This is a genomic window from Streptomyces sp. TAA486, from assembly GCF_000426165.1.
In genome coordinates, this window is record NZ_AUEV01000006.1 from 20,396 (window position 1) to 45,219 (window position 24,824).

Here is a 24,824-nt window from a genome sequence, read left to right on the forward strand (position 1 = left end):
TCACGGCGGCTCGTCGCGATCGCGCCTGCTTGCCGGACGGCGCCTGGGGCGCTCCTCGGACCGGGCCGAGCGGCGGCCGGCTCCCTCACCTGCTCTCTTCGCGGTGCGTGTGGCCGTGTCCCCCGCCTTGCGTACCGTCCGTCCGGCCTCGTCGGCCGTCCGGCCGGCGCTGCGGCCCGCCTCCTTGGTGGTCTCGGCGGCACCTTCGCCGACGTCCCGGACCGTGTCGGCGGCACCTTCCCCGACGTCCTGGACCGTGTCGGCGGCACCTTCGCCGACGTCCTCGACGGTCTCCGCCGCTCCCTCGCCGACGTCCTCCACGGCTTTGCCCGCGCCCTTGCCGATCTGCTTCGTGGTCTCTCCGGCGCCCTCGCCGACGTCCTCGACGGCCTTTCCGGCGCCCTTGCCGACTTCCTTGACCGTGTCTCCGGCGCCTTCGCCGACGTCCTCGACCGCCGAACTCGCTCCCCGTCCGAGCTCGCCCACGGCCTCGCCCGCCCCGCTGCCCAGCTCACGGGTCGCGGAGCCGAGGCCCGAGGTGATCTGCTCCAGGATCTGGGGGTTGCGGTCGATCGTCGACAGGACCCGGCCGATGACCTGGGCGACGTTGTCGAGGCGGACCTTCAGCAGGGCCTGTGCGTCCACACCCTTGATGTCCAGCTCGACCTTGCCCAGGGCGACGTCCGCGCCCACGTTGAGCTTGAGCATGTCCAGCACCTCGGCCTGAAGGGAGACCCGGGCACGCAGGTCCTCGACCTCCAGACCGATCTCGTCGACATGGAGCTGCGGCACGTCGAGCAGTACGTCGGGCTCCTCGCTACGTGTCACCCCGGACAGGCCGCTCCGGCCGTTCTCGTCGGCGTACCCGTCGGGGTATTCGTCGCCGCTGTCGGCGTCGTACGGCTCGAGGTACCCCTCGTCGTACTCTTCCGGTTCCCCCTGCTCAGGGCTCTTGTCCTTGTCACTCATGCCGCCCCCAGACGGATGCGAATAGGTACATAAGTGCTGTTTTCACCATAGGACGGGTGCCCGCCCGGTCGCACATTGAACGGCCCGGCCTCGCGTGCAGGGGAACGCGGGGCCGGGCCGATTGTGTGGGGGGTGGCGATCCGGGGGGAGCCGGAAGGCCGACGGAGGGGTCAGCCGCAGTGCTGCTTCTTCTCCTTCTTGGTCATCTTCCGGGTGTGCTGGGTCTTCGTGCTGGGCGCGTCGGCCTTGGGGCCCTTGGCGGTGAAGGGGACGTACCAGATGTAGTGGCCGTAGTAGCGGTCCTCGAAGTGCATCTCGTAGGTGCCCTGGATCTCCTCCATGGCGGCTTCGCGGGTGATCCAGCCGACCTCGCCGGGCTTGACCTCGACGTTGGTCTGCTGCTGCTCGGTGTGCGAGCTCTCCCAGGAGTGGCTGTAGCTCGTCTCGATGGTCACGCTGAAGAGCTTGGTGAAGCCGTACTGGGCCTTCATGGAGACGCCGACGGTGTTGGTCTCTCCGGTGGTGTCGGACCAGGAGACGGCCGAGCGCTGAAGGTCCTTGGTGCAGTTGAAGGCGCTGTCACCGACCTGGTGCGCCTCGCCCATGGAGTCGACGGGCGCACCGGCCGGGTGGAAGACGCACTTGTCGGTGCCGTTGTCGCACTGCTCGAGCAACTCCCTTGTGGTGGGCTGCTCTTCGTCTTCAGCCTGCGCGGCTGCGGGGAACAGGGCTGTGGCGCCTGCGGTCGTGATCGCGACCACCAGCATCGACAGCTTCTTGCGGCGGGTCATGGTGTCTCCGACGAGGTGGGGGTGCGGCCCAGTCGCTGCTGGGAGCGTCTCTGCGTGCGCTGTCTCCCGGTCGAAGCCGGTGGACCAGCGCCCGGTTGTTCATCACATTGCCGATGTCCGGGCCGAGCTCATCGAAGGACCTCGCGGGTGAGGTGCCCCGCCCGCTTGCGGCTTCGAGGAACGTGGACCGTGCGTCAGCCGCAGTGCTGCTTCTTCTCCTTCTTGGTCATCTTCCGGGTGTGCTGGGTCTTCGTGCTGGGCGCGTCGGTCTTCGGGCCCTTGGCGGTGAAGGGGACGTACCAGATGTAGTGGCCGTAGTAGCGGTCCTCGAAGTGCATCTCGTAGGTGCCCTGGACCTCCTCCATGGCGGCTTCGCGGGTGATCCAGCCGACCTCGCCGGGCTTGACCTCGACGTTGGTCTGCTGCTCCTCGGTGTGCGAGCTCTGCCAGGAGTGCTCGTAGCTCGCCTGGATGGTGACCTTGAACAGGTCGGTGAAGCCGTACTCGGCGCTCATGGAGACGCCGACGGTGTTGGTCTCTCCGGTGGTGTCGGACCAGGAGACGGCCGAGCGCTGAAGGTCCTTGGTGCAGTTGAAGGCGCTGTCACCGACCTGGTGGGCGTCGCCCATGGAGTCGACGGGCGCACCGGCCGGGTGGAAGACGCACTTGTCGGTGCCGTTGTTGCACTGCTCGAGCAGCTCTCTGGTCGTTGGCTGCTCTTCGTCTGCCTGCGCTGACGACGGTGCGATTGCTGTGGCGCCCAGGGTGGCGACTGCGACCACCAGCAGGGACAGTTTGTTGCGGCGGTTCATGGTGCCTCCGACGAGGGTGGTAAGGCTGACGTCTCTTGACGGATCTCTCTGAGCACCGTGTCTCAGCTGAAGCTGATGGACTGCGTGCGGTTGTCCATCACGTCGCCGAGGTTCGGCGTCAGTTCGTCGAAGGGACCGTCACGGTCACCACCGAGGCCGGGCTCCGAGAACAGGTTGAGCGTGCAGTTGCCCCACGGCTGGATGGACGAGACCTTCTTCTTCCACTCGTCGTCGAGGTCGATCTGGAAGTCCACGTCGTCGGCGTCCCCGTCGCAGAGTTCGGCGTTGGTGATGGTCAGTGACCCGCCGCCGTACTTGGTGTCCTTGAAGATGGTCGCGCTGATGATCGCGCCGCCCTCGTCCTTCGTCGAGACACCGGAGGACGCCACCGGCTCGTCGCCCGCGCGCGTCTCGCCGTCGGCCTTCGCCTTGCCGGCGGAGGCGTCGAGCAGACGCTTGCTGCCCGGTATGCCGGTCGCGGCGTCGAAGCTCTCGAAGCACTCGGTCTTGCCGGACTTGGCGTTCAGCGTGCAGTGCTTCCCCTGAGCCTTCGCCTCGCTGCCGCCCTCGTCCCCCGAGACGGCGCCGTTCGCCACCGGCACGGCGATCACGCCTGCCAGCAGTGCCACGGCGGCGATGGTGATGCGAGTACGCCTCTTGGTATCGGTGGCCATGTGTGACTCCAACCCCTCGTTTTTTCACCAGCTTCTTGGTCCAGGCCTTGTTCGAGTGATGGTACTCACAGAAACCGGAATGGAAAGGGAATCCAAAAAATGGTCACCGGCCCACAGAATCTACGCGCGAAAACCACGAGGTCGCCCGTCCCGATGTGGCACAGCTCTCATCGGGGCAGCTCGGCAGTGATACGGAACGGAAATGCCTGTGCGTCCGGATTAGGGTCATTCCATCCGGGCTCCCGCTGATTTGCAGTAAGTGTCGCTGCAATGCGGGTTGCGGAAGTCGCATGCGCTCTGACCTGCGGCTTCACATTTATCTGGTCGAGCTGACGGCAATATTCGCGGAGAAAGCTCAGGGGAGCCTCAAATCAACCTTAAGAGTTCCTTAAGAGATTGAGTGAGCCCGGGCGGAGCGAAAGGAAAGGCTCGGCGAGGCGGATCGGAAAGGGTCCTTCCCATTCGTCTTCACATTCATGCGCGCGGCGACCCGAGAAACATGGGAACGGATCGGAAACGGGCATACGCATACCGTGATCGGGCGCCGGGAGCCTCATTGGGCGCACCGCTGATCCGGGCGGGCACGGTTCGGTCAAGCGGCGGGAGAGTCGCCCCGGCGTCCTGCGCGTACGGGCGGCGGGCCCTACGGTGCTGTGTGCCGGACCCGCCACGTCAGCCGGCCTGCCCGGGCCCGGCCCGCTCGGCATCCGGCCTTGCGCGCGAGCGCCGAGCCGCCCGACCTGCTCCACCCGACCTGGAGGCCCCCGGAAGATGCCGAGGAAACCGACCGTCCGCGCCATCGCCCTCGCCGCATGTGCCGCCGCCCTCGCGGCCGTCGTTCCGGCGGCGCTCACCGCGGACGCGTCACCCGCTGACAACGCGTCACCCGCGGACACGGCCGGACGGGCCCCCGCGCCGTCGTGCGCCGAACGCGAGGCGGCCGGCATGAGCCTGGAGCAGCAAGTGGGCCAGCTGTTCATCAGCGGTGTCGACGCCGACTCACCTCGGGAGGCCGAGATCGCCGCCCTACGGGACCTGCACCTCGGCGGAGCCATCCTCACCGGCGGCACTGGCGACGGGGTCCGCACGACGCGCCAGGTGAGCGACCGCGTTCAGGCCGCGGCGACCACCGGCGGCGTACCGCTGTGGGTCTCGGCGGATCAGGAGGGCGGCAAGGTCCAGCACTTGAAGGGACAGGGCTTCGATGCGATGCCCACCGCCGTCGAGCAGGGCAAGCTCGGCCCGGACGAGCTGCGCTCCCGCGCGAAGGGCTGGGGCGGGCAGTTGAGCGCCGCGGGAGTCAACGTCAATCTCGCGCCCGTACTCGACACCGTCCCGGCGGAGCTCGGCAGCGACAACAAGCCCATCGGGTTCCTGGAGCGCAACTACGGCACCACGCCGGCCGCGGTCACCTCCCACGGCACCGCCTACCAGGCGGGGATGACGGACGCCGGAGTGACATCGGCCGTCAAGCACTTCCCGGGCCTGGGCCGGGTGCGGGGGAACACCGACGACACCAAGGACGTGAAGGACGAGGTGACCACGCGGGACGACGCCTACCTCGAACCCTTCCGGGCGGCCCTCTCCGCAGAGCGGCAGCCGCTGGTGATGATCTCCAGCGCCCGCTACTCGAAGATCGACGCCGACAGCATGGCCGCGTTCTCCTCGACGATCCTCACCGGCATGCTCCGCGGGGACCTCGGCTTCGACGGCGTCATCGTCTCCGACGACCTCGGCGCGGCCAAGGCCGTCGAGGACGTCCCCGCGGGCGAGCGGGCGCTGCGGTTCCTCTCCGCGGGCGGGACGGTCGCCCTCAGCGTCGACGCGGGCAAGCTGCCCGCCATGGTCGACGCCGTGCTCCAACGCGCCCGCTCCGACGAGCAGTTCCGCGCCCGGGTCGGGACCGACGCGGAGCGCGTGGTGAAGGCGAAGGCCGCCGTCGGCCTGCTGCGGTGCGGGTAGCCGCCGGGCGGCGGCCGCGGCTCAGCGGTTCTCGCCCGGCACCCACATGACGTCGCCGATCTCCTTGTTGGCGGAGCGGGCAAGGATGAAGAGCAGGTCGGAGAGGCGGTTGAGGTAGGTCGCCGTCAGCGGGTTCATGACGTCGCCGTGCTCGTCCAGCGCGGCCCATGTGGAGCGCTCCGCCCGGCGCACGACGGTGCACGCCTGGTGCAGCAACGCGGCTCCCGCGGTGCCTCCCGGCAGGATGAAGCTGCGCAGCTTCTCCAGGTCCTGAAGGAACGCGTCGCAGTCCGTCTCGAGTTTGTCGATGTAGCTCTGCTCGACGCGCAGGGGTGGGAACTCCGGCTCCTCGACGACGGGTGTGGCCAGGTCGGCACCGACATCGAAGAGGTCGTTCTGCACCCGTACGAGGACCGTCGTGATCTCGTTCGGCAGCTCGCCGACGGCGAGGGCCACTCCGATGGCAGCGTTGGCCTCGTTGGCGTCGGCGTACGCCGCGATGCGTGTGTCCGTCTTCGCGGTGCGGCTCATGTCGCCGAGGGCGGTGGTGCCGGAGTCGCCGGTACGGGTGTAGATGCGCGTCAGATTGACCATGCACCGAGACTACGTGTCCGTGGTCGGCGGTGGACGGGCCGCTTCCGCTCACCGTGCGGTGCGCCCGGCCGCCCGGCACCGCACGGGCGCGGGCCCACGACGCCGTACGTCGTGGGCCCGCGCGGGTGGTGCGCTCCGGTTCTCGAACGATCCGGTCAGTGCGTCTTCGGCGCCTTCTCGGTCGCGTCCTGCTTGCTGAGGATCTCCTCCACGCGCTCCGTGGGGAGTGCGCAGCGAAGGGCCAGCCACAGCACGACGGCGGTGAGGACCAGGCATGCGACCGCACCGAGGTTGAAGTCGAGCAGGCCGAGGTTTCCGGCCTTCTCCGCCTGCACGGGGTAGTCGCCGAGGTAGCTGATGACGGCGAGCCCGCCGTACCACACCAGGAGCCACCAGCCGTGCTTGAAGTCGAGCGGAGGTGTCTCCTGCTTGGCGACGGCGTAGTACACGGCCATCAGGACGTAGCCCAGGATGATCGCGACGAAGAGCTTCCAGTTGGTGTCCCAGCCCGTCCAGTAGATGATCAGGTTCGTCGACCACAGGGCGAGGAATCCGATGACCCAGCCGAACTTGCCGCCTAGGTTGAACGGGCGCGGGTGGTCCGGCATCTGCTTGCGCATCGCCAGAAGGACGAGCGGTCCGCAACCGAACGACAGGACGGTGGAGTTGGTGACGAACTCGACGAGCTTGCTCCAGCCGGGGAACGGGAGGAAGAAGAAGCAGCCGACGACGAACGCGAGGATGAGGCTGACCCACGGGACGCCGGTCTTGTTGACCTTCGAGAGGCCGGCCGGCGCGTTGCCGTTGCGTCCCATCGCGTAGGAGATGCGGGCGGTGACACCCGCGTAGATCAGGCCGGTGTCTCCGGGGGAGATGATGGCGTCGGCGTAGAGGACGCCGGCCAGCCACACCGCGCCCAGGATGCCCGCGATGGCCGCGAGCGGACCGAACGTCGCCAGCACGTCGCCGTGGGAGCTGAAGTGGGCCCCGACGGCCTGCCAGCCCTCGGCCTTGATCGCGCTGCTCGGCACGGCGCCGAGGAAGGCGATCTGCAGCAGGATGTAGATGATGCCGCAGATGACGACGGATCCGATGAGGGTCAGCGGCACGTTCCGCTTGGGGTTGTCCGTCTCGCCCGCGAGTTCGACGCCTTGGCGGAACCCGAAGAAGGAGAACGCGATGCCCGCCGTCGCGACCGCCGAGAAGACACCTTGTGAGCCGTACGGGGCGAAGCCGCCGTATTCGGGGGCGGTGATGTGGGCCGGGTTGAAGCTCAGCGCGAAGAACATCGCGATGACGACCACGATGACGGCCAGCTTCCACCACACCAGGATGTTGTTGATGCGGGCGAACCACCGCACACCGAAGAAGTTGACGATGACGAAGATGGCCATCAATACGATGGAAACGCCGGTACCGGCCGGAGTGAGGACCGCTTCCTTGTCCTTGATCTCCTGCAGCCACGGAATGTAGTTGGTGGAATACTGGACGACCGCCAGGACTTCCACGGGAGCCACCGCCGCGGCGGCGATCCATGTGACCCATCCGATGGAGAAACTGGTGAAGGAACCGAACGAATAGTGCGGATACCTGGCGACACCGCCGGAGTGGGGGAACATCGTGCCGAGTTCCGAATACGTCATCCCGATGATGACGAACATGACGCAGCCTATGGCCCAGGAGATGATGGCCGCAGGTCCGGCGAGTTGAGCGGCGTCGAGCGCTCCGAAGAGCCACCCCGAACCGATTATCGAGCCGACTGCTGTGAACAGCAGGCCGATCGTGCCGAATTCGCGTTTGAGTTTCTTGTCGTCCCCGCCCTCGTGGAGTGGAACTTCGGGGATTTCCACGGCCATGTAACGGCCTCCTCCGTAATGCTGTGTCGTACTTGCCTGCGAAGCCGTGATCGGTTGCACGGCTCGGCGGAACCACAGAAGCCTGCGCGCGGTACCCCATATCTGTCCAGTACGAGCCGGGTTTCGCAAAAATTTCCAGGAACCGGAGTCAGGATTTTCGGCGGAATTCCGTCGATGGCGTGATGAACGGCACGCCCGCATTTGTGCCGGACGTGCGTCGTTGGGGCGACGGAAATGTGACTCCGATGGCATGGATGCGGTGGCGGCGTCACGAATTCACAAGGCGCCGATCGCGGCGGCCGTCCAGGGAATAGCGCACCGGGGACCTCCGCGGCCGACCCCGGTTCGTCCGCGACCGCCGTTCGTCAGCGGCGCCAAGGCCGCTTCCCCGGCGAGCCGGTGTCCTCCGTAAGTGGGGATACGGGGCCAGGTGCGCGTTTCCTGTCCGGTGTCGTCCGCCGCTTCGATCCGCGGGATACCCCAACGACGCCCAGGTGCCCGGGGAATGAGACCCGTGACGCTTCCCGCGGTGGCGCGCGACCGCCGGACGAAGGACCCCGCGGGCGTCGGATCCGCGCAAGGCGGCGCGCATCGGACACCCCCCGTGTGATGTCCGCCATGTGAGACGTGACGCGTGTCTCTTCAACGCCACAAGGTCTGCGCGAAGCGCTAATGTCCGCCCAACAGGCGTTCACGCAAAGGCAAGGGCAGGTAGGGCCAGGTGGCAGTCGTGAAGAAGCTCGCCGTCATCGGTGCCGGTCTCATGGGATCCGGCATCGCTCAGGTGTCGGCTCAGGCCGGCTGGGACGTGACTCTCCGCGATGTGACCGGTGAGGCTCTCACCCGAGGGACGGACGGCATCAAGGCGTCCTACGAGAAGTTCGTGAACAAGGGCAAGCTCGAGGCCTCCGCGGCGGAGGCGGCGCTCGCGCGCATCACGACCACCACCGACCTGGACGCGGCCGCCGAGGCGGACGTCGTCGTCGAAGCCGTCTTCGAGAAGATCGAGGTGAAGCAGGAGATCTTCGGCAGGCTCGACGCCCTGGTGAAGGACGAGGCGATCCTCGCCTCCAACACCTCCGCCATCCCGATCACCAAGATCGCGGCAGCCACGGCCCGCCCCGAACGGGTCGTCGGCACACACTTCTTCTCGCCCGTTCCGATGATGGCGCTGTGCGAGCTCGTACGCGGTCACCGCACCAGCGACGAAACCCTCGCCGCGGCCCGCGAGTTCGCGGAGTCCGTCGGCAAGACCTGCGTCGTGGTCAATCGCGACGTCGCCGGTTTCGTCACCACGCGGCTCATCTCGGCGCTCGTCGTCGAGGCGGCGAAGCTCCACGAGTCCGGCGTGGCCACTGCCGAAGACATCGACACTGCCTGCAAGCTGGGGTTCGGCCACGCCATGGGTCCGTTGGCAACGGCCGACCTCACCGGCGTCGACATCCTTCTGCACGCCAGCGAGAACATCTACACCGAGTCGCAGGACCCGAAGTTCGCGCCGCCCGAGTCGATGCGCAGGATGGTCGACGCGGGTGACATCGGCCGCAAGAGCGGCCGGGGTTACTACGACCACTGAGACATACACGTACATACGGCGGACCGACTGCCGCCCCACGTGGGCGCGTTCGAGAGAACATCGCCCGCGAGGGTGATTTCCGTGTCGGTTCGAGCACGGACGGCAACCAGGTTGCGGCAAACGCAGTCAGTTGTGGTGAGACATTCAGACGTGAAGGTACGCGCAGCAGAATCACATCCGGGGAGCGGTTATGCAGATCAGGGGCGACCATGCCGAGCTGGCCGTCGGGGGTCGCCTCGACGTCCGGAGCGCGGCGGACGCCCGTACGGTCCTTCACTCCGCCGTCGACTCCGGCGACGGCGATCTGGTGCTGGATCTTGCAGGACTCGATTCGTGGGACGCGACGGGGCTCGGCGTGATCATGGGCGCTCACAGAAGGGCGGGCCGCTGCGGCCGCAGGCTCGTGCTGCGTGACGTTCCGCCCCAGATGCAGCGGCTGTTGGTGGCCACTCGGCTGCACCGCATTCTTGCGATCGAGGGTGGTTTGACAGTTTCTGAGGCCCAGATTCTCACCAAGCCTTGACGTGCACAGCGGTTCAGCCTGAGCGCTCGCGGTAATACTGTGCCGGAAGCAGCGCCCGGTGCTGCCGTTCGCGTCGACCTGCGACGGGAGAAGCCGAAACTGGCGGGGCGTGCTCGTACCGGAGTATCTGGGGGCATTCCACCATGGTTCAGCACGGCAACACACAGCACGGCGGTGAAGGCAACGGCGGCACCGAAGAGGGGCAGCCGTACAGCAGACGCCCCGTGAAGCTCGTCGTCGGAAGACAGCTGCTCACCTTGAACCCGGTCGACGGCAGTGAGGTCGAACCCTGCCCTCCCACGGAGATTCCCGGTGAACCGCGAAGACTCACCCAGCGCGAACGCTCGCTGTACGCGCGTAAATCGGAAGCGGAAGCGGCCAGATCGGCGGATTCGGGTGGCATGCCCTCCGGGTCGCCGGCCGCACCGGGCGCTCGCGCCATACCGATGCTCGAGCGCGACGAGGAGCGCGAGCGGCTGGCGGGGCAGCTCGCCTGCGGGCGCTCCATACGTCTGACGGGCCTCCCGGGTTCCGGACGCACCACCCTCCTGGAAGCCGTCGCCGCGGACGTCGCGGACCTCGCGCCCGACGGGGTGGTGCGGCTGAGCGGATACCGCCGCACGGCCACCGACCTTCTGCAGGAACTTTTCGCCGCAGTCCACGACGCGCCTCTCAACCGTCCCAGCGACGAGGAGATACGCGAGGCGCTGCGGGGCATCGGCGCGGTCGTCATCGTCGACGACCTCTCGTTCGGCGGTGAGGCCCTCGACCAACTCCTCGACGCCACCCCCGAATGCGCCTTCCTCTTCTCATCCACTCCGGACGTCCCTCCTGCCTCCGGCGACGTCCACGTGGAGGAGTTCCGGCTCACCGGACTCAGCCGTACCGCGTGCCTCGAACTGCTCGAACACGCCGTACGAAGGCCACTCACGGACGAGGAAGCCGACGCGGCGCAGGACATGTGGCTCGCCTCCGAGGAGTCCTCCGGGGGTCTGCCGCTCCGCTTCGTACAGGCCGGAGCGCTGCTGCGCTACGGCGGCCGCGCCGGCGAGCTGAGCGGAAGCCGCACCAGCGCCATGAGCGCCCGTGTCGCCGAGCGGCTCTCCTCGTCCGCACGTGACGCGCTGCGCTTCGCCCTCTCCCTCGGCGGCGAACTGCCGCACCACACACAGCTGCCCGCGCTCGTCGGCGACCGCCAGGCCGACGAGGCGGAGGGCGAGCTGGCCCGCGCCGGACTCGTCACCGCCGTGGGCGGGCACTACCGGCTGGCGGACGGTGTCACCGACGCCCTGACCACCGCCGGATTCGCCGACGGCACCGACGGGCGCGCCCTGATGGCGGCTCATCACTACGGCTGGTGGGTCGACCACCCCTCCGTCACGCCCGCACGGGTCGCCACGGAGGCGGACGCAGTGCTCGCCGCCGTCCAGGGCGCCCATCGCGGCGGTCACGCGAGCGCGGCGGTCCTGCTGGCCCGCTCGGCCGCTCCGGTGCTTGCCGCCTCGCTGCGCTGGAGCGCCTGGGAGAAGGTGCTGCGCGGCGGACTGGAGGCAGCACGCACATCGGGCGAAGTCGCCCAAGAGGCCTATTTCCACCATGAGTTGGGAGTGCTCGCACTCTGCTCCGGGCAGCTCCAGCGCGCGGCTGCCGAGTTGGAGGCCTCGATCGCGATGCGCGGTGCGCTCGCGGACCAGCAGGGCACGTTCACCGGACGCCGGGTGCTCGCCCTGGCAACGGACCTTCTCGTCGCACAGCACCCGGGAGGCCCCGTCGCGCCCGGCGGCGCGGGCCGGCGGACCGTGCCGACTCCGGGAGAGCCCGTTCCGGCGGCTCCCGTCACGGCCGCGGCCGCGGCAGCGGGTCACGAGGAACAGGCGGAATCCGTCGCGTACGAGGTCGCCGACAGCCCTGGGCACTCGCTCGCCGCCACCCTCAGGGGTCACAGACGGGGTGACATCCGGGAAGGGGAGCCCGAGACGGCGCGAACGGTCGCCGCGTCGATCGCCAACCCGAACGCCGGCGCCGTCGGCGACTTCCGTAATGCGACGCCGACGCTCGTCCACCCCGTGCGGGGTTCGGTCGCCTACGGCGCCCGCAGGAACCTGGCGGCCGCGGGTGCGGGTGCGGTGCTGATCGCCGTGCTCGCCACGATCGTGGGACTCGGCCGGATGCCGGACGACGGCAGCGGCCCGCTGGACCGCGGCAAGCCCGGATCGACCTCGCAGCGGGACGACCACAACGAAGTGAACGCGGACGATCCCGGCAGTCGCAGCCCCGGCGCCAGTGAGAGCAGCAAGTCGGAGAGCCCGAGCGAGTCCAGCAAGTCCCCGGACGCCTCCGACAGCGCGAGCAAGGAGTCGCCGAGCGAGAGCAGTTCCGCGCCGGACGAGGACCCCTCCAGCAGTGAGCCCGGCGACCCGGGAGGCGGCGACGGCTCGCCGACCGGCAGCCCGGGCGACAGCGGCAGCACCGACAGCGGTGGCACCGACAGCGGTGGCACGGACGACGGTGGCACCGACAGCGGTGGCACGGACGACGGTGGCACCGACAACGGTGGCACGGACGACGGCGGTACGGACACCGGCGGTACGGACACCGGCGGTACGGACACCGGCGGTACGGACACCGGTGGCACCGACACCGGTGGCACCGACACCGGTGGCACTGACACGGGCGGGACCGACGCCGGGGGCGGCGACACCGGCGGGACCGACGGCGGCGGCACGGACGACGGTGGTACCGACACCGGCGGCACGGTCCTCGGCGTCCTCGGCTTCGCGCCCTCGACGGGCCCCTCGTACTTCGTCGTCTGACCCGCAGCGGGACGGACCGAACAGCAAGGTCACGCAGAGCAAGGAGGGAGCGCGGACGCAGGGGCAGGCACGGGCGGCTGCTCAGCCGCCCGCGACGCCCTCCACCTCTGCGCCGCGCAACGCCTCCTTGCGTACGAAGGCTCTGCGCAGCGCGTGATAGGGCTCGTGCCGGCCGAAGAACTGGCGGTGCATCACGGCCAGTTCCTCCTCGCGGTACTCCGCCAGCGGCTTCTCCGCCTCGTCCCGTGCCCGCGCGGCGGCCTTCGCGGTGACACGTTCCGCCCATGCCCGGGCGTGTGCCAGCTCCGCCGCCATCCGCGACGTCTCGCCGGGGAAGTCCGCGGGCGAGGTGGCCACCAGACGGTCCACCAGCCCCGCGTCCGCGGCTGACGCGGCGCTCACCGGGAGCGCCTCACGCGTCATCCGCTCCGCCGTCACGGCACCCACGCGGCGCGGGAGCGTGTACGTCCAGTACTCCGACCCGTACAGACCCATGAGCCGGTAGTGCGGGTTGAGCACCGCCCCCTCCCGGCACCACACCTCGTCCGCCGCGAGTGCCAGCATCACGCCGCCGGCCGCGGCGTTGCCGCCGAGAGCGGCGACCACCAGCCGGTCCGTCGTGCGCAGTACGGCCTCCACCAGGTCGTCCATCGCGTTGATGTTGGCCCACGACTCCTCGCCGGGGTCGGCGGCTGCCTCGATGACTCCGAGGTGGATGCCGTTGGAGAAGAAGTCACGGCGGCTGCCGAGGACGAGCACGGACGTCCGACGGGAGAGCGCGTGCCGGTAGGCGGCCAGCAGCCGGCGGCACTGGTCCGTGCTCATCGCGCCGCCGGGGAAGGAGAACCAGATGAAGCCGACCGGGCCCCTCTGCTCGTAGCGGATGTCCGTCCAGCCGCGGCTGCCCCATCTGCCCTGTTCCAGCCGCGCCGGCACCTCCGGCACCGACTCCGGCAGGCGCGGGCCCAGGGCGTCGACCGCCGGCATCCGGAACGTGGCGGATCCGCCCGGGGTGCGTCTCGGTCTCAACTGCGGGATCCACACGGCACCGTCGCGCGTGGCGCGGCAGACCGCGCCCGCGCGGGTTGCCACGATCTCGCCGGGCGCACCGCGCAGGGGCAGCGCGGACTCGGGATGCCCGCCGTGCAGAAACCATTCTGCGCCCAGCAGTTCATCGAGCACCCCCGGCTGGGAGTCGGCCGCGCGCAGCTTGCGCAGCACCGTTCCGGTGGAGTCCGCGGCCCAGTCGATCCGCCGCCGCTCCTGACGGAAGTACGGGCGCCACACCACCTCGGCACCGAGTTCCTCCTGGCGCCGCGGCTTGTAGGCACCCGAGGCGAAGCGGGCGACGGCGAGCTTCACCGCGGTCGCCGCGGCGTCCGACATCTCGTTGCGGTACAGATCGCTCTTGCCGGCTTCGGGCAGCGCGAACGGGACCGATGCCCAGATGTCCCCGGCGTCCATCTCGGCGTCCGCCTGCAGCACCGTGACCGCCCAGTGGCGGGCGCCGGTCGCGATCGCCCAGTCCAGGGCGGAGGGACCGCGGTCGCCGGGCGGCCCGGGGTGGACGATGAGGCAGACGTGACGCGAGAACACGTCTTCGGGGAGGGCGGTCTTGAGCATCGGCGCGACGATCAGCGCCGGTTCGTGCCGGTTCACCGCCTCCCGCACCGCGTCGTCGTCGCCACCGCACACCGCGTCCAACCTATGGCCGAGGTCGCTCAGTTCGGCGTACACGCGTTGGGTGAGGCTGTTGAAGGCGCTGGCCACGAGCAGGATGCGCACCGAACACTCCCAGGTCCTATGGGCCGGGAGGTTCCCCCGGCGCCGGCAGCCCCTGACGCTATCCGGGCATACCGAGCGGTTCCGTGCACCATAGGGCGTGTGACAGGGACACGACCCGGACGGCTGTGTGTTTTTCAGAAGAACGGATCAATTTTCGGTGGCTGCTACACGTGGTGCTCAGAAGAGCCGGAGCTTGTCGTCCTCGATGCCGCGCAGTGAGTCGTAGTCGAGGGTGACGCAGCCGATGCCGCGGTCGGAGGCGAGCACGCGGGCCTGCGGTTTGATCTCCTGCGCGGCGAAGATGCCCTTGACGGGGGCGAGATGGGGATCGCGGTTGAGGAGATCGAGATAGCGGGTCAGCTGCTCGACGCCGTCGATCTCGCCGCGTCGCTTGATCTCGACGGCCACCGTGGCGCCCGTCTCGTCACGGCCGAGGATGTCGACGGGGCCGATGGCCGTCGGGTACTCGCGGCGGATCAGCGTCCAGCCCTCGCCCAGGGTCTCCATGCGGTCCGCGAGCAGCTCCTGAAGGTGCGCCTCGACTCCGTCCTTGATCAGTCCGGGATCGGCGCCCAGCTCGTGCGAGGAGTCGTGGAGGATCTCCTCCATGGTGATGATCAATTTCTCGCCCGACTTGTTCTGCACGGTCCAGACCGGGCAGGCATCCCCCTCGGACTCCTTCACCGAGCAGGGCGGGGACATCCAGTTGAGGGGCTTGTAGGCGCGGTCGTCCGCGTGGACGGAGACCGAGCCGTCGGCCTTGACCAGGATCAGCCGTGGAGCCGACGGAAGATGAGCGGTGAGCCTGCCGGCGTAGTCGACGGAGCACCGGGCGATGACGAGACGCATGAGCGGTCACGCTACTGGACGTACTCCGGCGATGCGATTCGCCCCCTGATGGGCCTCTTCGGCTGTGGCCGGATGTATGCCCATTCGCATGGTGCGGTCACTCTCCGCCCCTTACGGTTAACGATGGGGGGTGTCGCCGTACGGAGTCGTATGAACACCCGGCGCCGAGCGGGTCCCTTCCAATCCATCATGAAGACCCCTGTATCCCCTGGGGTCGCGAGAGGAGAACCCATGTCGCTCGACGTCTCACCGGCTCTGCTGGCACAGGCAGAACGGGGCGAAGTCGACGAGCGTGACTTCGTCGACTGCGTCCGTACCTCGCTCCCGTACGCATGGGAGATGATCAGCACCCTGGTGGCCCGGCTCAAGGTGGACGGCGGCGAGTTCGCCGACAACCTGACGCCGCCACCGGACGAGCAGGCCCGCGGCCAGCTGCTGCGTGCTCTCGCCAGCGACGCGATACGCGGCGCGCTGGAACGTCACTTCGGAGTACGGCTCGCTTTCCAGAACTGTCACCGCGTCGCTGTCTTCCCCTTGGACGACGCGGTCGACGAGAGGCTGGCGCGCTTCACCTCCGTCCGCGGTCAGCTGCTCAACCAGTCGCCGACACTTCGCGACTGCTGACGCGCGTAGCGGCTTCCTGTGCCACGCTGCCGCTGCTCCCGTGGGCAGCGGCAGCGTGTTGTGGGTGGGCCGCGTGCTGTCCCAACGGCTGGGAGTCGTGAGGGAGTTCACTGTCCCGGGGGGAGCAGGGACAGGACCTCTTCGCCCAGCCGTTGGACGTTGCGTTCCGTCGAGGCGAGGTCGCCCGTGCCCTCGGCGAGGAGCGCGAAACGGCCGATGCCGGTGCGCTCGCTCGTCGCGGCCAGGCGGTCGGCGCACAGCTGCGGGGTGCCGACCGGGTGCAGCCGGGTGAGCAGTTCGGTGTAGCCGAGCGGATCTCGCATCCTGCGCTCCCGCCCGTCCACGGTGCGGTGGGCGCCGAGCCCTTCGCTGAACCAGCCGGGCATCGCCTTCGTCAGCGACTCCACCGCTTCGGCGGTGTTGTCGCCGACCTGAGCCACTCCGGCGGACACGTGCAGCGAGGCCGCCTGCTCGATCTTCTCCGGACCGTGGCCCGCGTCGCGAGCCTCACGTCGCCACATCCTGACGACCTCCGCCTTCTCCTCGTCGCCGCAGTGCATGCCGAGAAGCATCGGCAGACAGCGCCGTGCAGCGAGGCGTACCGACCCGGGCGAGGTGCAGGCGACGACGACCGTGGGACGGCTCAACTGCCGTTCGTCCGCGGTGTCCTGTGCGGCAGCCGGGGCGCCCGTGGCCGCGAAGGGCTCCTCGCAGCGGGGCACGACGTCGACCTCCCGGAACCGGTAGCGCTCGCCGTCGGCGCCGACCCGTGACTCCCGCAGCCAGCGCAGCAGCAGATCCAGCGACTCCGGGAAGCCGTTCTCGAAGGCGTCGATCCCGCCGCCCAGTACCTCCAGATCCACCCAGGGCCCGCCACGTCCCACACCGAGGGTGAAGCGGCCCCCGGAGGTGAGGTGCAGGAGCGCGGACTGCTCGCCGAGGGTGACCGGATGTGCGTTGGGGAGTACGGAGACGGCCGTGCCGACCCCGATGCGCCGCGTGCGCCCCAGCAGTAGCGCGGCGAGCGTCACCGCGGACGGGCAGACGCCGTAGGGAACGAAGTGGTGCTCAGCGAGCCAGACGGAATCGAGTCCGTGTTCCTCCGCGATCTCTGCCGTGCGTACCGCTCTGTGCAGAGGTTCCCTCTGGTCCTGCCCGGGGAACTGTGCGGCCAGCACGAATGCTCCAACTCGCATGCTGCTCCGTCCTCTTGAGCGTACGGGCCCCTCCTGGCATTAACGGCTGACACGTGCCATGGGCACGGCCTCGGGGATACCGATTGTTCCGATGAACTGCACGCGGCAACAGGCTGTTCGCTCTATCGGTCCGTTCCTGCACGGGGGCTGCGGCTATGCGGGGGATCTGTGGTTACTGTGGGGAGCACCCGCCCTCCGAACCTCCGAGGTGTCCGTGTCTCCGCGTCGCAACCGTCCCCGCGGCGGTTCACCCAAGTCCCCCGCCGACGGCCGCGAGGAGGGTGCGGGCGCGCGGTACGGGCTCGAGCGCACCGAGGAGTGGCGCGGTGAGGAGTGGGCCGTACGGCAGGTGGGCGGCTCGGCGGGCAAGCGGTACCGCTGCCCCGGCTGCGACCAGGAGATCCCGCCCGGGGTGCCCCATGTGGTGGCCTGGCCCCGTATGGGCGACGTGGACGACCGCCGCCACTGGCACAAGGCCTGCTGGGGCGCCCGCGACCGGCGCGCCACGCGCGTTCAGCGCTCACGTAACGCCCCCCGGTACTGAACGCCACCGCTGGATCCCGGTCCCGAACCCTCCGCCGGCCGCCCCCGTACTGAACGCCGTCCTCCCGGCCCCGGCGGTCCTCGGGCCCGGCGACGGTACGGGAAGCCGCGGTACAGTTCCTGGGTCCTGTCGTCTCCGATAGAGGTGGACGTTGCGCATCTGAGGTCCGCGATCACCACGCGCCACGGCTTGGCCGTGCGACCGTCACTCCGGGCAGGCTTGCCGGCCGCCCGTGACGACGCGTGGATGCGACCTCGGCATCGGCCGTCCCCACCCTCTGCAGGGCCAGGGCCACCCCCCCTTCTCACGGTTCCGCCGCCGCGTGGTGCTCGCACACGACGCCCTTATCCGCCGCGCACGTGACTGCGAGAATCACCATGCCCCACGCCGACAACGGCCTCAACGCCCCTGGTTCCTCCGTGACTTGCTCCGGCCTGTCCTTCCGGTGGCCCGACGGCACCGCCGTCTTCGACCAGCTCTCGCTCACCATCGGACGGGGCCGCACCGGCCTCGTCGGCACAAACGGCTCCGGCAAGTCGACACTGCTCGGGCTGCTGGCCGGGCGCCTGCGTCCCTCACAGGGGTCCGTCACCGTGGGCGGCAGCCTCGCCCACCTCCCGCAGAACATCACTCTCGACACCGCGCTCCGCGTCGAGGAGGCGCTCGGCATCGCCGAACGGCGCCGGGCGCTGCGGGCCATCGAGGCGGGGGAGGTGAGCGACGAGCACTTCGAGACCGTCGGGGACGACTGGGACGTCGAGGAACGGGCCCTGGCGACACTGGGCTCTCTCGGCCTCGCCGAGGCCGGCCTGGACCGAACCGTCGGCGAGCTGTCCGGTGGCGAGACCGTACTGCTGCGCCTGGCCGCGCTGCTTCTGGAGCGGCCCGATGTGCTGCTGCTGGACGAACCGACCAACAACCTCGACCTGTTCGCCCGCCGGCGACTCCACGAGTCCGTCGACTCCTGGCGTTCCGGCGTCCTGGTCGTCGTCAGCCACGACCGTGAACTGCTGGAGCGCGTGGACCGGATCGCGGAGCTGCGTTCCGGTTCGGTGACCTCGTACGGAGGCGGCTGGTCCGCGTACCAGGAGGCGCTGGCCGTACAGCAGGAGGCGGCCGGCCGGACGCTGCGCGCCGCCGAGTCGGACGTACGCCGGCAGAAGCGCGAACTGGAGGAGACAGAGATCAAGGTGGCACGCCGCCGGCGCAACAGCCGGAAGATGGACGCCCAGCGGCGGGCCCCGAGAATCGTCGCCGGTGAGCGCAAGCGGTCTGCGCAGGAGTCGGCGGGCAGGCTCCGAGGCGTGCAGGAGGACCGTCTCCACGAGGCGCGCGAGAGGCGGGAGGAGGCCGCCGAAGCGGTACGGAACGACGAGGAGATCCGCGTCGACCTTCCCCGTACCGCGGTACCGGCGGGCCGCACCGTGCTGACGCTGCGCGCGCTGCGCCCCAGGTACGGGAGGCTGCGGGAGGCGGAGCTCCAGGTCCGCGGGCCCGAACGCGTGGCGCTGGTGGGGCGCAACGGTGCGGGCAAGACCACCCTGCTGCGCACCCTCGCCGGTCAGCTCGAACCGCTGTCGGGCGACGCCGAGGTGTCCGTACCGCTGCGGTTCCTGCCCCAGCGCCTGGACGTGCTGGACGAGGAGCTGAGTGTCGCGGCGAATGTGGCCCGCGTGGCTCCGGGGGTGACGGACAACCAGATCCGTTCGCAGCTCGCGCGCTTCCTGTTCAAGGGCGCGCGGGCCGAACAGCTCGCCGGCACGCTCTCGGGCGGCGAGCGCCTGCGCGCCGCCCTCGCCGCGATGCTGCTCGCGACTCCGCCGCCTCAGCTGCTGATGCTGGACGAGCCGACCAACAACCTCGACATGGCGGGTGTGCGGCAGTTGACGAGCGCGCTCGCCTCGTACGAGGGTGCGCTGCTCGTCGCCGCGCACGACCTGGGCTTCCTGGAATCGGTCGGAATCACCCGCTGGCTGTTCGTCGGGGAGGAACTCCAGGAGACGGGCATCGACGAGGTCCGCGACCTGCTTGCGGACGCGGGGGACGACTGACGCCGGGGACGACTCACGCCGGGGACGGCCGATGCCGGAGGTCCGGCGCCCGCCGCCGGTTCACCCGGCGAGTCCGCCCTCCTGCTTGCGGCGGCGCAGCCGCTCCCGCTGGGGCACGACGGTGTATTTGGGGTCCCTGGAGGTCTCAGGATGGCGGAACCGCCGAGGGGTTGGCGGGAGCGCGCGTACGCGAACGGTGCGTACGCGCGCTCCGCGTCACACGTCGCGGCGGTTCAGCAGCACGAAGGCGAGGCTCAGCGTGACCGCCGTCGCGATGGCGAGGATGCCCAGCAGCGGCCAGCCCGTGGCGGTCTGATCCTCCGACATGGGGATGCGGTACAAGGAGGCGAGGCCGTTGAGGGGCGAGTACTCCATGAGCACCTCGCGGACATCCCTCAGCTTCTCGGCGAACATGAACAAGGAGAGCACCAGCGGCAGCAGCACGAGCCCGAGCATCGTCGTGATCGCTCCGGCCGAGTGCCGCAGCAGAGCGCCGACGGCCAGGGCCAGCAGGCCGAGCAGCGCCACGTACAGAGCCGCTCCGACCGTGGCGCCGAGCCACTGGCTGCCGCTCGCGACCAACTCGCCGTCCTCGACGGAGCCCTTGAGCGGTCCGGCCTTCGCCGCGTACTCCGGGACCTTCTGGCCGCTGAGCATCGTGGAGTTGATGAGAGCGGTGATCGAACAGGCCGCCGTCGTCATGACGAACGCGAGCACGAAGAAGATCAACGACTTGGCGATCAGCACACGGCCGCGCCTGGGGCACGCCGTCATGGTGGTGCGGATCATGCCCGTGCCGTACTCGGAGGTGACCACGAGCACGCCCAGGGTGATGACGCAGATCTGACCGAGCATCAGCCCGAACAGACCCGGAGCGAGCAGCGGCAACCCCACGAAGTCGGTGCCGCTGAGCAGGGACGCGGTCAAGAGGCCGATGCCGACGACGAGGGCGAACATGACACCGAGCGTCCACACCGTCGAGCGGACCGAGCGGATCTTCGTCCACTCCGAGACGATCGCGTGGCCCAGGTGGGTGCGCGTGACAGGAATGGGGGAGACGTAGCCGCCGCCGTGCGGTGGGCCGCCCTGAGGCCCGCCCTGGGGCGGTCCGTACGGCGCTCCCTGGACGCCCTGCGGGGGAGGCGCGGCGGTCGCTGTGCCCGCGACCGACGCGCCCGCGGGCGCAGGTTGTGCCGCTCCGGGCTGCGGCCGGAACTCCCGTCCCTGGTACGGCTGTTGGGGCGGCTGCTGCGCGGGGTGCGGCTGCTGGTGCGGGTGGTTCGGCGTGGTCATCGGGCGTTGTCCTCGCTGTCGGGCCGGGAAGCGTCGGTGGGGGCGGCGGGCGCGGCCGGCGCCGCGGGAGCGCCGGGCACCGGCGGTACCGGCGGGGGCCCGCCCTGAGGCTGCTGGGCGGCCACGTGCGCGTACGGGTCCGGGGCACCGCCCGGCACCGGCGGCGGCCCGTAACCGGGTCCCGCTCCGTACGGGCCTCCTGGCTGCGCAGGCGCCCCTCCGGGCGGAGGTCCCCAGCCGCCCGGAGCCCCGGGCGCGCCCGCGCCCATGGGCGGACCCTGCGGCGGCATCGCACCCGGCATGCCAGGCGCTCCCGGCATGCCAGGAGCCCCGGGTCCGCCCGGGCCCATGGGCACGCCGAGCTGTGCCGCTGCCAACTGCTCCTGCTGCGGGGGCTGCTGGAAGCCGGCGCGCTGGTCGGCGGTGGAGCGGTAGTCCACCGCGCCCTGCGTCAGCCGCATGTACGCCTCTTCCAGCGACGCCTGGTGCGGCGAGAGCTCCCAGAGTCGTACGTCGGCGTTGTGCGCGAGCTCGGAGATCTGCGGCAGCGGCAGGCCGTTGACGCGCAGTGCTCCGTCGTCCTCCGGCTGCACGTGGCCGCCGGCCTCCTGCACGGCGGACATCAGCTTTTCCTGCTGCCCCGGGTCGCCCTCCGGCGTACGGACACGGGCGAAGCCCACGGAGTTCTGAGCGATGAACTCCTTCACCGAGGTGTCAGCCATCAACTGCCCGCGGCCGATGACGATCAGATGCTCGGCGGTCAGCGCCATCTCGCTCATCAGATGCGAGGAGACGAAGACGGTGCGGCCCTCGCTCGCCAGCTGCTTCATCAGATTGCGGACCCAGAGGATGCCCTCGGGGTCCAGGCCGTTGACCGGCTCGTCGAAGAGCAGCACCTGCGGGTCGCCGAGCAGCGCGGCCGCGATGCCGAGCCGCTGGCCCATGCCGAGGGAGAACCCCTGGGAGCGCTTCTTGGCCACCTGCTGGAGCCCGACGACGCCGAGGACCTCGTCCACACGGCGGGCCGGGATGCCCGACAGCTGGGCCAGTGACAGCAGATGGCTGCGGGCGGAGCGTCCCCCGTGCACGGCCTTGGCGTCGAGCAGGGCACCGACGTGACGCGGAGCGTTCGGCACATTGCGGAAGGGCTGGCCGCCGACCGTGACCCGGCCCGCGGTCGGGGTGTCCAGGCCCAGGATCATCCGCATCGTCGTCGACTTGCCGGAGCCGTTGGGCCCCAGAAAGCCGGTGACGGCTCCCGGCCGTACCTGGAAGGAAAGGTTGTAGACGGCCGTCTTGGCGCCGTAGCGCTTTGTCAGGCCGTACGCCTCGATCATCCGTTTGTCCCTGGACGAAGTTCGGGGCTGACTCGCCCCCGGACATGGCCTAGGAGGCTACAAGGCACCGGATCGGTTCCATCCGGTGGCCGCTACAACCGCCCGCTCGCCCGTTCTGCCACGGCGCTTCCGGTCCCCTGCTCCTGGTCCCCTGCTCCCGGTCCCCGCGCCGCCGGGCACCGTGACGGCGGCAGGGGCTCGACCCCAGGTACCGCCCTCTCAACGGGCGGCGCTATCGACCGTTCCGTCGGTCGAAGTGCCCTGGTGGAAGTAGAGTCGCCAACCGGCTTCTGTCAGGCGCCACAGGGAGCTCCGCCACGACCGGCGCCCCTGGTTGTCGGCGAGGTACGTCAGGTGAACGATGCCGGGAGCGAGCGCCACCCCGGCCATTTCGCTGACCTCGACCGGCGACTCCGGCGATACGGTGCCGCCACTCGTCACCGTGAGGACGGACTCGACGTCCCACCGGCGTCCGGAGGCTCCGATCTCGGCGAACTCCGGATCCAGAAGTTCCAGGACAAGCGCCGGAGAAGCCCGCACCTCAGGAACGAGAAGCCGCAGCTCCCCATCGACGGCCGACCTCACGGCTCGCTCGCTCTCGTCCACCATGCGGAGACCCTACGGCCAACCCTCGCCCGTACACGGCGAGTTCTTCACCGATGCCCGCGTCGCACGCCGGTGCGGGCAGGCCCCGCACCGCCCCCGTCCGGGGACGGACCTCGGGCCGGGCGCAGGCTTCGGTGCGGTCCAGGGGTGCGCAACTGCTCTGCGGACGCGGGTGCTTGCCGGCGCGTGCCCGCCCGGCGGGTGTCAGGCGTCGCGGCGCTTGAGGACGATCCAGCCGGCGATCAGGGCCGCCAACGTCCAGCCCGCCATGATCGCCAGCCCTTCGTAGGGCCCGTACGGACGGTTGAGCGACTCCGGCACGACCGCTGTGATCGTCTTGCCGGCCTGGTCCGGCAGATAGTGCGCGTATTTCTTCGTCGCGCTGACCGCCTCGAGGATGTTGGAGATCAGGAAGAAGAACGGCATCAGGATCGCGAAGGCCAGCATCGGACTGCGCAGTACGAAACTCAGACCCATGGAGAACAGAGCGATCAGCGTCATGTAGGCCCCGCCGCCCAGCACGGCCCGCAGCACGCCCTCGTCCTCGATCGAGACGCTGTTCTCGCCCAGCAGGGCCTGCCCGACGAAGAAGGCCAGGAAGCTCGTGGCCATCCCGACCACCAGCACCAGCATCGTGGCGACGAAGATCTTGGACGCGAGGAAGACGGTCCGCTGCGGCACGGCGGCGAGCGAGCTGCGGATCATGCCGGTGCTGTACTCGCTGGAGACGACCATCACGCCGAAGGCGATCATCGCGAGCTGACCGAGGACGGAGCCCGAGAAGCTCGTCTGCGTGGCGTCGAAGGTCGCCTGCTGCTGCTTGCCCAGCTTGTCGAACTGGGAGGCGGTGATGGCACAGAGGAGGGCGGAGACCCCGACCGTCACGACGAGCGCCGTGGCCAGCGTCCACAGGGTCGAGCGCACAGAGCGGATCTTGGTCCACTCGGAGCGGAGAACGCGCGTGGTGTGTGGCATTACCGCTTCCTCCTGACGGGCTTGACGCCCCGGTCCGGCTGACGTCCGGGCTGTGAGGCCTGATCACGTGCCACGTATTCGACGGACTCCGCCGTCAGCTGCATGAAGGCCTCCTCCAGCGAGGCCTTCTGGGGACTCAGCTCGTGCAGCACGACCTGGTACCAGGCTGCGAGCTCACCGATGCGGGCGGGCTCGATGCCCTCGACCTGCATGCCGCCGTCCTGCTCGAAGACCGGCATGACGCCGACGCTTCCCAGCACGTCCCGCATCCGCTCGGGCTGTGGCGTGCGCACGCGTACGAAAGAGCGTGAGTTCTTGGCGATGAAGTCCGCCATCGACGTGTCCGCCAGCAACTTGCCGCGTCCGATGACCACCAAGTGCTCGGCGGTCAGCGCCATTTCGCTCATGAGATGGGACGAGACGAAGACCGTGCGGCCCTCCGAGGCCAGATGCTTCATGAGGTTGCGGATCCACTGGATGCCCTCGGGGTCCAGGCCGTTGACCGGCTCGTCGAACATGAGGATCTTCGGGTCGCCGAGCAGTGCCGCGGCGATGCCGAGTCGCTGCCCCATGCCCAGCGAGAAGCCCTTCGGGCGCTTCTTCGACACGTCGCTGAGCCCGACCAGGTCCAGCACCGTGCTGATCCGCTTCTTCGGGATGTTGTTGGCCTGGGCCATGCACAGCAGGTGGTTGTAGGCGCTGCGCCCGCCGTGCACGGCCTTGGCCTCCAGCAGGGCACCGATGTGGTTGAGCGGGTCGCGGAGCTGGTCGTAGCGCTTGCCGTCGATGTGTACGTCACCGCTGGTCGGGCTGTCCAGGCCGAGCATCATTCGCATCGTCGTGGACTTGCCCGCACCGTTGGGGCCGAGGAAGCCGGTGACCACGCCGGGACGCACGCTGAACGTCAGATGGTCGACGGCTGTCTTGTCCCCGTACCGCTTGGTCAGGCCGCGCAGCTCAATCATGCGCCGACGCTATGCGCGTAAAGCCTCCG

The 24,824-nt window shown here is 69.5% G+C and carries 21 protein-coding genes; 7 read left to right on the plus strand and 14 right to left on the minus strand.

Annotated elements, in window-relative coordinates; all coding sequences use genetic code 11:
• The 4 genes from I004_RS0109020 to I004_RS0109035 form a co-directional block, all read right to left on the minus strand.
• Positions 1-969 carry a hypothetical protein gene (locus I004_RS0109020; protein ID WP_028435203.1) on the minus strand — a complete coding sequence of 323 codons (969 nt, stop codon included), beginning with the start codon at positions 967-969 and terminating at the stop codon, positions 1-3.
• 170 nt (positions 970-1,139) lie between these two features.
• The gene (locus I004_RS0109025) at positions 1,140-1,760 is read right to left on the minus strand and encodes a hypothetical protein (RefSeq protein WP_028435204.1); all 621 of its coding nucleotides are present in this window, start codon (positions 1,758-1,760) and stop codon (positions 1,140-1,142) included.
• Positions 1,761-1,954: 194 nt separating this feature from the next.
• On the minus strand, positions 1,955-2,572 hold the full coding sequence (locus I004_RS0109030) for a DUF4148 domain-containing protein (RefSeq protein WP_028435205.1): 618 nt from the start codon (positions 2,570-2,572) through the stop codon (positions 1,955-1,957).
• A 62-nt stretch (positions 2,573-2,634) separates the two neighbouring features.
• Positions 2,635-3,246, minus strand: a complete 612-nt coding sequence (locus I004_RS0109035) for a hypothetical protein (protein WP_028435206.1) — start codon at positions 3,244-3,246, stop codon at positions 2,635-2,637.
• Positions 3,247-4,017: 771 nt separating this feature from the next.
• On the opposite strand from I004_RS0109035, the gene I004_RS33085 reads away from it, so the two are divergent.
• Positions 4,018-5,208, plus strand: a complete 1,191-nt coding sequence (locus I004_RS33085) for a glycoside hydrolase family 3 N-terminal domain-containing protein (protein WP_486579877.1) — start codon at positions 4,018-4,020, stop codon at positions 5,206-5,208.
• Between the two features lie 21 nt (positions 5,209-5,229).
• Here I004_RS33085 and I004_RS0109045 read toward each other — a convergent pair whose 3' ends face one another.
• Together I004_RS0109045 and I004_RS0109050 are read right to left on the minus strand one after the other, a co-directional pair.
• Positions 5,230-5,802 carry a cob(I)yrinic acid a,c-diamide adenosyltransferase gene (locus I004_RS0109045; RefSeq protein ID WP_028435207.1) on the minus strand — a complete coding sequence of 191 codons (573 nt, stop codon included), beginning with the start codon at positions 5,800-5,802 and terminating at the stop codon, positions 5,230-5,232.
• Between the two features lie 155 nt (positions 5,803-5,957).
• Complete coding sequence (locus I004_RS0109050) at positions 5,958-7,658, minus strand: APC family permease (RefSeq protein WP_037975601.1); 1,701 nt, start codon at positions 7,656-7,658, stop codon at positions 5,958-5,960.
• A 721-nt stretch (positions 7,659-8,379) separates the two neighbouring features.
• Between I004_RS0109050 and I004_RS0109055 the strand changes: the two genes are divergently transcribed.
• From I004_RS0109055 to I004_RS33090, 3 genes are all read left to right on the plus strand, one after another.
• The gene (locus I004_RS0109055; protein ID WP_028435209.1) at positions 8,380-9,234 is read left to right on the plus strand and encodes a 3-hydroxyacyl-CoA dehydrogenase NAD-binding domain-containing protein; all 855 of its coding nucleotides are present in this window, start codon (positions 8,380-8,382) and stop codon (positions 9,232-9,234) included.
• 190 nt (positions 9,235-9,424) lie between these two features.
• Entirely contained in the window at positions 9,425-9,757 is a 333-nt protein-coding gene (locus tag I004_RS0109060) for an STAS domain-containing protein (protein WP_028435210.1), read from the plus strand.
• A 143-nt stretch (positions 9,758-9,900) separates the two neighbouring features.
• On the plus strand, positions 9,901-12,570 hold the full coding sequence (locus tag I004_RS33090; protein ID WP_051344875.1) for an ATP-binding protein: 2,670 nt from the start codon (positions 9,901-9,903) through the stop codon (positions 12,568-12,570).
• Positions 12,571-12,651: 81 nt separating this feature from the next.
• On the opposite strand, the gene I004_RS0109070 is transcribed toward I004_RS33090, so the two are convergent.
• Entirely contained in the window at positions 12,652-14,355 is a 1,704-nt protein-coding gene (locus I004_RS0109070; protein ID WP_028435211.1) for a hydrogenase maturation protein, read from the minus strand.
• A 177-nt stretch (positions 14,356-14,532) separates the two neighbouring features.
• Positions 14,533-15,204: an endonuclease NucS gene (gene nucS / locus I004_RS0109075; RefSeq protein ID WP_028435212.1), complete on the minus strand. Its 672-nt coding sequence runs from the start codon at positions 15,202-15,204 to the stop codon at positions 14,533-14,535.
• 231 nt (positions 15,205-15,435) lie between these two features.
• On the opposite strand from nucS, the gene I004_RS0109080 reads away from it, so the two are divergent.
• Positions 15,436-15,828, plus strand: coding sequence for an SCO5389 family protein (locus I004_RS0109080; RefSeq protein ID WP_028435213.1), 393 nt, complete (start codon positions 15,436-15,438; stop codon positions 15,826-15,828).
• Positions 15,829-15,935: 107 nt separating this feature from the next.
• On the opposite strand, the gene I004_RS0109085 is transcribed toward I004_RS0109080, so the two are convergent.
• A complete protein-coding gene (locus tag I004_RS0109085) occupies positions 15,936-17,024 on the minus strand; it encodes an LLM class flavin-dependent oxidoreductase (protein WP_028435214.1) in 1,089 nt (362 codons plus the stop codon).
• A gap of 214 nt (positions 17,025-17,238) precedes the next feature.
• On the opposite strand from I004_RS0109085, the gene I004_RS0109090 reads away from it, so the two are divergent.
• Entirely contained in the window at positions 17,239-17,568 is a 330-nt protein-coding gene (locus I004_RS0109090) for an ATP/GTP-binding protein (protein WP_028435215.1), read from the plus strand.
• A 377-nt stretch (positions 17,569-17,945) separates the two neighbouring features.
• A complete protein-coding gene (locus tag I004_RS0109095) occupies positions 17,946-19,619 on the plus strand; it encodes an ATP-binding cassette domain-containing protein (protein ID WP_028435216.1) in 1,674 nt (557 codons plus the stop codon).
• 216 nt (positions 19,620-19,835) lie between these two features.
• Here I004_RS0109095 and I004_RS0109100 read toward each other — a convergent pair whose 3' ends face one another.
• The 5 genes from I004_RS0109100 to I004_RS33095 form a co-directional block, all read right to left on the minus strand.
• Complete coding sequence (locus tag I004_RS0109100) at positions 19,836-20,912, minus strand: ABC transporter permease (RefSeq protein WP_028435217.1); 1,077 nt, start codon at positions 20,910-20,912, stop codon at positions 19,836-19,838.
• Complete coding sequence (locus I004_RS0109105; RefSeq protein WP_028435218.1) at positions 20,909-22,249, minus strand: ABC transporter ATP-binding protein; 1,341 nt, start codon at positions 22,247-22,249, stop codon at positions 20,909-20,911. The genes I004_RS0109100 and I004_RS0109105 overlap by 4 nt, the downstream gene beginning before the upstream one ends.
• A gap of 219 nt (positions 22,250-22,468) precedes the next feature.
• On the minus strand, positions 22,469-22,858 hold the full coding sequence (locus I004_RS0109110; RefSeq protein ID WP_037975603.1) for a DUF4440 domain-containing protein: 390 nt from the start codon (positions 22,856-22,858) through the stop codon (positions 22,469-22,471).
• A 201-nt stretch (positions 22,859-23,059) separates the two neighbouring features.
• Positions 23,060-23,830 (minus strand): ABC transporter permease, encoded by a 771-nt coding sequence (locus I004_RS0109115; RefSeq protein ID WP_028435220.1) that lies wholly within the window; start codon positions 23,828-23,830, stop codon positions 23,060-23,062.
• Complete coding sequence (locus I004_RS33095; RefSeq protein WP_051344876.1) at positions 23,830-24,795, minus strand: ATP-binding cassette domain-containing protein; 966 nt, start codon at positions 24,793-24,795, stop codon at positions 23,830-23,832. The genes I004_RS0109115 and I004_RS33095 overlap by 1 nt, the downstream gene beginning before the upstream one ends.
• Between the last annotated feature and the right edge of the window lie 29 nt (positions 24,796-24,824).